Source organism: Streptomyces sp. 13-12-16 (genome assembly GCF_002114215.1).
GTDB lineage: Bacteria > Actinomycetota > Actinomycetes > Streptomycetales > Streptomycetaceae > Streptomyces.
This window is the reverse complement of the sequence record NZ_NCTE01001328.1, coordinates 1-676: the sequence shown is the minus strand read 5'-3', so window position 1 is coordinate 676 and position 676 is coordinate 1. Positions and strand designations below refer to the sequence as shown.

At 73.7% G+C, this 676-nt stretch carries 1 pseudogene; it reads right to left on the bottom strand.

Features of this window, described 5'->3' with window-relative positions:
* Positions 1–314: pseudogene (locus tag B7767_RS40550) on the bottom strand (hypothetical protein); the annotation flags it as partial.
* Between the last annotated feature and the right edge of the window lie 362 nt (positions 315–676).

Below are 676 nucleotides of genomic sequence, written 5' to 3'. Positions count from 1 at the left end.
CCGGCGACCCGCACCTCGCCGAGGGCGGCCGGGTCGAGGCCCCGGTCGGGGTCGGTCGAGGCGGCGTCGTCGGACACGTCCACGGCGACCACGACCCGGCGGCGCGGTGCACCGGCGTCCGCCGCCAGCAGCCGCAGGGAGGCCAGCGCGGCGCGGCTGAGCGCGGCGTACTCCAGCTCCTCGATGTCGTCGGAGAGGTACCACTCGCGCAGCGCGGGCGTCACGGCGTACGCGAGGAACGGCCCGTCGCCCAGCGCACCCGTCCTGTACGCCTCGGCGAGCCCGGGGAGGGTCAGGGGTACGTAGACGCGCATGGTCGGCCGCTTTCGTGTGATCGGGGCTCCGGAAGGGCCTTCAGGATACGTGCGGGCGTCCCCCATCGGGTCCCCGCCCACACCCTCGGCTGCGTCCACTCACGTCCGGGAATTCACCCGGTACGCCCGGGTGATCACGGGGCCGAGGCCCCCTGAACCACCCTGATAGGTGAATTCCCCTGCCCTTCCGGCCCGCCCTCCGTCTCCTTGCCACCGCACCGCGCGTCCCCGTACAAGATCCCCAACCACGAAGTTACCGCCCGGTACGACCCCTCGGTCGCCCCGGGCCCGTCGAACGGGGTCCCCATGCGCAAGGTCATGACCAGAACCCAGCACCGCCCCACCCACCGTCCCCCCGCCCG